This window comes from Dellaglioa sp. CoH-55-MRSF-7, assembly GCF_056782235.1.
The window spans coordinates 1-7,509 of record NZ_JBXAYI010000011.1 but is presented as its reverse complement, the minus strand read 5'-3'; the positions used below and the strand labels follow the sequence as shown (position 1 = coordinate 7,509).

At 33.3% G+C, this 7,509-nt stretch carries 8 protein-coding genes; all 8 read left to right on the top strand.

Annotated elements, in window-relative coordinates:
* Positions 1-583 precede the first annotated feature (583 nt).
* Positions 584-742: a hypothetical protein gene (locus tag AC1RPU_RS07475; protein WP_185931198.1), complete on the top strand. Its 159-nt coding sequence runs from the start codon at positions 584-586 to the stop codon at positions 740-742.
* 159 nt (positions 743-901) lie between these two features.
* The gene (locus tag AC1RPU_RS07470; protein WP_220741389.1) at positions 902-1,333 is read left to right on the top strand and encodes a GNAT family N-acetyltransferase; all 432 of its coding nucleotides are present in this window, start codon (positions 902-904) and stop codon (positions 1,331-1,333) included.
* On the top strand, positions 1,321-1,485 hold the full coding sequence (locus tag AC1RPU_RS07465) for a hypothetical protein (RefSeq protein WP_013102110.1): 165 nt from the start codon (positions 1,321-1,323) through the stop codon (positions 1,483-1,485). Before AC1RPU_RS07470 ends, AC1RPU_RS07465 begins: the two co-directional genes overlap by 13 nt.
* A gap of 489 nt (positions 1,486-1,974) precedes the next feature.
* The gene (gene mobV / locus AC1RPU_RS07460; protein ID WP_481761987.1) at positions 1,975-3,210 is read left to right on the top strand and encodes a MobV family relaxase; all 1,236 of its coding nucleotides are present in this window, start codon (positions 1,975-1,977) and stop codon (positions 3,208-3,210) included.
* A gap of 503 nt (positions 3,211-3,713) precedes the next feature.
* On the top strand, positions 3,714-4,868 hold the full coding sequence (locus AC1RPU_RS07455) for a RepB family plasmid replication initiator protein (RefSeq protein WP_481761986.1): 1,155 nt from the start codon (positions 3,714-3,716) through the stop codon (positions 4,866-4,868).
* Positions 4,861-5,505, top strand: coding sequence for a hypothetical protein (locus tag AC1RPU_RS07450; protein WP_481761985.1), 645 nt, complete (start codon positions 4,861-4,863; stop codon positions 5,503-5,505). Before AC1RPU_RS07455 ends, AC1RPU_RS07450 begins: the two co-directional genes overlap by 8 nt.
* Positions 5,493-6,692, top strand: coding sequence for a restriction endonuclease subunit S (locus tag AC1RPU_RS07445; RefSeq protein ID WP_224143287.1), 1,200 nt, complete (start codon positions 5,493-5,495; stop codon positions 6,690-6,692). The genes AC1RPU_RS07450 and AC1RPU_RS07445 overlap by 13 nt, the downstream gene beginning before the upstream one ends.
* Before the next feature lie 62 nt (positions 6,693-6,754).
* Positions 6,755-7,509, top strand: a 755-nt coding sequence (locus AC1RPU_RS07440) for a plasmid replication initiation protein (protein ID WP_481761984.1), incomplete at its 3' end; no start/stop codon positions are given.

Sequence of the window (7,509 nt, the reverse complement as noted above, 5' to 3'; positions counted from 1 at the left end):
AAAAACAAAAAGTTAATCCTGAAAATTACATTTTTGGCGCAATGAGAAATACTTTTGAAGTGTGGTACAGCGAATACTTGCAATCATTAAGTTAAAATGGCTAAATTAGCTCATATAAGAGCCATAGAGAAACTTTAAAAGCAACAAAGTACAAAGACTAGTAAAATGTTAAAAATGCCTTAGAAGCGTTATTAAAGGCAATTAAAATCAAAGGACAAGATAATATCTTGTCCTTTTTTTCTGATTATTTTGAAGTTAAACAATTAAATTATGTATCATACTACCTTTTTTAGAAAGCTCATTTTACACTGCGTAATACGTCTGTTTACTGTCACTTACCATATCAAAAACAGTCAAAAATAAAAGGGTATATAAACTCACAAGTTCGCCCTTGTATTTTTTTTATGTTTTTTATCTGTTTTCATCACAGCAAACGACCGAAAACGCACTGGAAAAAATGAACTATCAAAATAAAAAAAGGGGGTGATCTATGTACATAATTTAATAACTTAAAAATAATCATCAATCCAGCTTCACTCACTCAACACCTAAAAAAAATGTGTTTAAAAGAAAGGACAGAAAAATGAATAAAAAGTTTTTAAAGCAACAATTAGATAATGCAGAAAGCGAGAATAGAGTGATAAGTAAAGCTCAAAATGAACAAGAAACTAAAGTGTTAATACGAAAATATGGAACGCTAGGTAACTTAAATAAACGATTGTTAGAATTAGAATATTTTTAAATTATAAGGAGTGGAAATAATGGAACTAATAAGTGTAGAAACAATATGTGAAACAATAAATGGAAAAGAATATGATTAATTAATATCATTTCCTAGTTTTAGATAATTGAATCCTCTCCTATTTCTTATTAAACTTGTTTTAGGAAAAAGGGGGCTACAATGATTACAAAATTAAACAGTTTTTCAGACAGGGATTTAGAACAATTGGCACAGATTTGGTTGAATGGCAATTTACAAGCACATTCATTTATTCCCGCTCAGTATTGGAAAAATCAATTTGTGAACATTAAAAAAATGTTGCCTGAAGCAAATATTTTTGTGTATAGGAATAATGAAATAATTATCGGTTTTTTAGGCGAATTAGATGGTTACATAGCTGGATTATTTGTTGACATGAACTACAGAAAGCAAGGTGTTGGTAGCCGATTAATTAATTACCTAAAACAAATAAACGACAAATTAACACTTTCAGTCTATGTAGATAATATTAATGCCGTTAATTTTTATGAGAATAAAGATTTTATCATAGACAGTGTAGGTATGGATACTGAGACTGATTCAAAAGAGTATCGTATGACTTGGGAAAAATAAAAGGTAAAGACTTTTTTTATAAAAGCTTTGCTTTTTATTTTGCAATAAATAATGCTAATGTAAGTGACAGAATAATTAGTACCAATATCGCTAAGACACTTTTGATGCCAAAAGCAATAGTTAGACTTATCAAAATAATAAGTGGCAAATAAAAATAGTCCAATTTATTGACTTCTGAGCAATCCATACCAGTGTAGATTTATTAAAATTGTTACCAAAAAAACGCGTGTAGTTTGCTTACAGGAAATATTGGTCATAACTTAATACGATGAGAAATTATATTAGCATTCAAAATAAGTTGAGATACAGATACTATCTCAACTTATTTTTTTATGGGGTTAAGCTGACACCAGCTTGCCCCACGCGGGTAGCGTTCTGCATGACATGCTCTCACTGAAAGTGATCCTGCAATGATAAATTGCCCCGTCACGGCGTGACCCGCCAGAGGTTTTACAAGCCGGATAAGTGGCGCTGTAAAATAGCAGTTTCCCCAGTAAGAAGGGGAAACGCTACGGTCATCGCTTGGCGATGACGCGCCTCGCAGAGCCTGTCCAAAATATTATTTTGGTATAACAGGCTATACCAGATTTTTAACGGTGTTATACTGGTCTTGGAAAACCCTTTTTGAGGAGGCATTTTTGATGGCGCATTTAAAGAAAAATACGCGTGGCGCAGTCCCAGGTTTAGCGGTTCACTTTGAACGTAAAACCGACCATCACACTAACAAAGAAATTGATGTGTCGAAAACCTATCTAAATCAAGATCTGATGGCGGATGGTTCTGATATGCTGTCACGCTTCAATGCGCGTTTAAATGACGTTTATTGCATGAAAAGAGACGATGTGAAGGCGTTAGCGACTTGGATTGTCACTTTACCTGAAGAACTTACAGAAGCGTCCTACGAGCAACAGAGCGCCTTTTTTGAAGCAACCACTAATTTTCTGAATGACCGTTATGGTCAAGAAAATGCCGTGGCCGCTGTCGTACATTATGACGAGACAACCCCTCACTTGCACTATGCCTTTGTCCCAGTGGTTTTTGATAATAAAAAAGCACGTGATAAAGTATCCGCTAAAGAAGTCCTCACGCGCCATGATTTGCAAAGCTTTCATGAGGATTTAGATGAGCATTTAAAAAAAGTGCTGCCCTTTTATGAACAAGGGATTTTAAATAACAAAACCTTACCGTTTGAGAATGTCGCTGAAATCAAAAAATACAACGATCAGTTTAACGCTTTAAAAACTGAACTAGCCGATATTGAAGACAATATTCGTGCGAAACAGGCCGTACTTAAAATCACGGATCAAGCCTTAACGGAATTGGACTTAGCCGAAAAACAAATTGATGCCTTTAAACAAGACTTATCTAAAAACCTCTTTGGTAAGACGGTGCTTAAACCAGATGACTTAGATCGCTTTAAAAGTGTGTTAGCCACGATGAAGAAAGCCACCTTGCAAAGCCAGCATGAGACACGAGAACTCAAGCAAACGTTAGGCCAAGTCAACGCGCAATTAGCTGACATCCAAGCTGACTATCAAAACCTGAAAGAAACTCATCAAATGTTTCAGAAGCGGCAGCGAGAACAGCAAAAAATGGACTATGTGATGCGTGACATGCTTAAAAATGATTATGGTGTCGACAAACTATCGCATACTGATGTGGAGGCTCGGTATGTTCTTTATAAGCTGGATCATGAAGAACTCACTCAAAATAAAAAAGTAGCCCAGACCTGGTTAAAGACACTGACGACAGCTAGAGCAGATCCAGATACGAAAATAGCGCCAACTAGATTAGATTGGGGTATTGAACAAGTTAAAGCATTAATTAATCGAATCATTGAATTAACGCGTGATATTTTTAAAGGGCCAAGTCTTTAACGTTATAACGGCCTATTTGCTCGTCTAAGCGTTTTTAACCATGTGACGTAGAAATAATCATCAAATAGATTCAAACGTCGCTATTGGCTTAATAAGGGGCAATTAGGTTACATAACCAGGAATCCATCATTTAAAATAATGCCAAACAAAAAGAACACTCTGGACAAACATTATGTACAACGGTGTTCTTTTTGTTTTGTTTTTATTAATTCAATAAAAAGGCGAAGCCTATTATAAGTTTATCTTTTATATTTTAATCTTTTGTTCTTTTGCGTGGTTATAAAGTGAGCATTAGCAATGCTTCAAAGCTAAATACGTGTACAAAATACTGTGCATACGTGTACAAAATACTGTGCATACGTGTACAAAATACTGTGCATACGTGTACATTTTATTTTTTCATGTACACGTAAAATGCTATAATAAAAAGCATAAAGAAATTCCCGACAAAAAGTTTTTCTTTATGCTTATATCCAACAACACGCCCAAAGGAGTGTATCTATATGTCCATTATATCAGAATCAAAGACAAGGCAGGTGCAGACCTTGAATGAATTATCAAAAAGAAAAGTGGTCGAACACAATAGCTTAATCACATCCATTGCCAAAATGGATAAAACGCCGCTTAAAATGTTTGAATTAGCTGTTTCTTTAATCGATACAGAAAACCCACCTCAAGATCAAACGGTTTATTTATCAAAGCAAGAAATGTTTGCTTTCTTTAAGGTGAATGATAACGATAAACATAGCCGATTTAAACAAGCGATTGAAAGAATGCAGAAACAAGCTTTTTTTCAGATTAAAAAAGAACAAGATAAAGGGTTTAAGTTTGTTAGTATTGTGCCAATCCCTTATGTGGAATGGACGGATTATAGTGACGAAGTAAAAATTGAATTTCATCGTGAAATCATGCCTTACTTAATCAATCTTAAAAACAATTTTACGCAACATGCTTTGTCAGACATCGCAGAATTAAATAGCAAGTATGCCATTATTCTATACCGTTGGTTATCGATGAATTACAACCAGTACGAGCATTACAGCTTTAAAGGTGGTCGGAGACAAGACCAAATTGATAGTTATCGTAATCCTGAAATTAGTATCCGAGATTTACGAGAAATGACAGATACGATAGATGAGTATCTGGATTTTAGAAATTTTGAAAAAAGAATTTTAAAAAATGGTATTGAAGAAATTACAAATAATACAACTTTTAATGTGACGTACGAAAAAGTTAAAAAAGGGCGCAGCATTGATAGCATTGTCTTTCACATTACTAAAAAACAAGTTGCGGCTGATAGTAGTTATAAACAGGATGATCCCGTTTATATCGAGGGCAAGATTCGTCAAGAAGAAACAGAAGATATGTTGACTGTTAAGGCAATAAAAAGTCCCTATACAAAGTTACTTATGGAGCAGTTTTTATTGTCATATATTGATTTAACGGATACGACTATTTTGTCAGGGTTACAGAAAAATGTATATCCACTTTATGACGAATTAAAAGAATTACGTGGTTTAAAGGGCGTGAAAGAACACTTAGCCTATATCAGAGACAAACAAGATGACTATTCGAAAAAGAATATTGCTAAGTATCTTAAAAAATCGATTGAACAGTATCTACCAATCGTTAAAAGGCAGGATATAGATCATGAGTGACAATTTAAAAACGATTCGAGAACTTGCAGATGAGTTAGGAGTTAGCAAGAATAAAATTCATTATCAAGTTTCTAAAATATCAAGCGAATATGTAGTTAGAAATAATAGTATGAAGCTATTAACCGCTGAAGCGGTTAAACAAATAAAAGAAAATATAGGTATTGAATTAAACAGTAGTTTAAACAGTAAGTTAAATACCGTTAAACACCAAGAAAACACTAATATAAAAGGAAATACAAGTGTTGAAGGCGTTGAATTAAACAGCACTTTAAATAGCTATTTAAACAGTCTTAAACACCAAATTGAATATCTTGAATCTCAAAATACCAATAAAGATGAACAAATAAAAAGTTTAGTGGAAGCACAAAAACAAACGCAAAATTTGTTAGACCAGCAACAACAATTAGCCTTACAAGATAAAAAGTTGTTAGAAGAATACAAAGCAAAAAACGACAGATTAAAAGTTCTCAAAATGCCCTCACAGGAAACACAATTCAAACACTTAGACAATCAATATAAAGATGAAGTGAACGCTCTTAAAGAGAAGTTGGAAAATTTGCAGGAACAAATCAAAGATCAAAAAAGGATAGAAGAACAAGAAAAACCAAGAAAATGGTGGGGACTATGGCGAAAATAGATGATTCAGTTAAAAAGAAAGTTCCTGAATTGCGATTTGCGGGGTTTGCTGACGATTGGGAAGAGCGTAAGTTGGGTGAATTAGCTAGTTTTTCAAAAGGCAATGGATATACAAAAAATGATTTAGTCGAATTTGGAGATCCAATAATTTTATATGGTCGCTTATATACAAAATATGAAACAGTTATTGAGAAAGTAGATACATTTGTAAATAAGAAAGATAACTCAATAATTAGTGAAGGATCTGAAGTCATAGTACCTGCATCAGGAGAATCTTCAGAAGATATTTCTAGAGCTTCAGTTGTTGGTAAATCAGGTCTAATTTTAGGCGGAGATTTAAATATAATTAAACCAGTAAATTATATTGATTCTATTTTTTTAGCTTTAACTATTTCTAATGGATCTCAACGACAAGAAATGTCGAAGAGAGCTCAAGGAAAATCTGTAGTTCATCTGCATAACTCTGATCTAAAACAAGTAAATCTTTTATATCCAAAATTAGAAGAACAACAAAAAATTGGGACATTCTTCAAACAACTTGATTGCGCTATCGCTCTTCATCAACGTAAGTTAGATTTGTTGAAAGAACAGAAAAAAGGCTACTTGCAAAAAATGTTTCCAAAAGCTGGAGAAAAAATTCCTGAATTGCGATTTGCGGGGTTTGCTGACGATTGGGAACAGCGTAAGTTGGGGGAGATATTTAACTATGAGCAACCAACAAAATATATTGTTAAATCTACAGAGTATGATGACACTTTTAATACACCTGTTTTAACAGCAGGTAAGAGTTTCTTATTGGGCTATACAGATGAGATTACTGGGATTAAAAATGCTACCGTAGAGAATCCAGTTATTATATTTGATGATTTTACAACTGGTTCTCATTATGTAGATTTCCCTTTTAAGATTAAGAGTTCCGCAATGAAATTACTTAGTTTGAATGATAATTCTGACAATTTCTATTTTATGTTTAATACGTTGAAGAATATAAAATATGTACCTCAAAGTCATGAACGTCATTGGATTTCTAAATTTTCAGAATTTGAAATCTATAAACCTAGTCAGGAAGAACAGCAAAAAATTGGTTCATTTTTCAAACAACTCGACGACACTATCGCTCTTCATCAACGTAAGTTAGATTTGTTGAAAGAACAGAAAAAAGGCTTTTTACAAAAGATGTTTGTTTAGGGGCTATAATTATATAATGACCCCTAGAAAAGACTATTAAAACAGCCCTCGTTATCTACTAGTTGGATAATGGGGGCTGTTTTTTTGTTAAATGGTATAATGGATCATATATAGCAGGACTATTATTTCAAATCAAGCAAGGATTTGATCCCAAGAAAAAGAAAAATTTACCCAATCGACTTTACCTTGATGATTTAGAAGTTACAGCAAAAGACGTGTATATTAAACGGGATTTTGCTAATAAAACGGCTGAAACCCTTGATACAAGCGGACATCACGAAATCGGACGCCGACAAGAAAATAATAAAACAGCTGAAACCCTTGATACAAGCGGACATCACGAAATCGGACGCCGACAAGAAATGGCTGAAACCCTTGATACAAGCGGACATCACGAAATCGGACACAATCTATATAAGACTAACTTAGATACTAATAAAGATACTAATAAAGATACAAGCATGCTTGATTTTTCATCAATTAATTTCTCTCAAAATGTTCTACAAAAACAAAATCAAGACATTGTAGCTAATGCAAGCGAATTTCTAGTATCAAACGGAAATGCAGGTAAAATTCCTTTAGAAGCTGAAACAATAAAGTTAATCAGTTTATGGTCTGCAAATGATCCAAAGAAAATGGAAAAAATGATTGGGATTATTTTTAATGCTAAAAAAGCAAGTGAAACATTTATTACTCAACAAACAGGAAAACCAACAACTATCTTTTTAGATAACTATGAAGATTTGCAACATGACATCACAGTTTCATTGAGAAGAACATTTAACGCTATTAGAAATAAACAGGATAAAAAACAAAA

What these genes read in the sequence shown, in the direction of transcription:
- AC1RPU_RS07475 (WP_185931198.1), top strand. Translation starts at nt 584, where the DNA reads ATGAATAAAAAGTTTTTAAAGCAACAATTAGATAATGCAGAAAGCGAG.
- AC1RPU_RS07470 (WP_220741389.1), top strand. Translation starts at nt 902, where the DNA reads ATGATTACAAAATTAAACAGTTTTTCAGACAGGGATTTAGAACAATTG.
- mobV (WP_481761987.1), top strand. Translation starts at nt 1,975, where the DNA reads ATGGCGCATTTAAAGAAAAATACGCGTGGCGCAGTCCCAGGTTTAGCG.
- AC1RPU_RS07455 (WP_481761986.1), top strand. Translation starts at nt 3,714, where the DNA reads ATGTCCATTATATCAGAATCAAAGACAAGGCAGGTGCAGACCTTGAAT.
- AC1RPU_RS07450 (WP_481761985.1), top strand. Translation starts at nt 4,861, where the DNA reads ATGAGTGACAATTTAAAAACGATTCGAGAACTTGCAGATGAGTTAGGA.
- AC1RPU_RS07445 (WP_224143287.1), top strand. Translation starts at nt 5,493, where the DNA reads ATGGCGAAAATAGATGATTCAGTTAAAAAGAAAGTTCCTGAATTGCGA.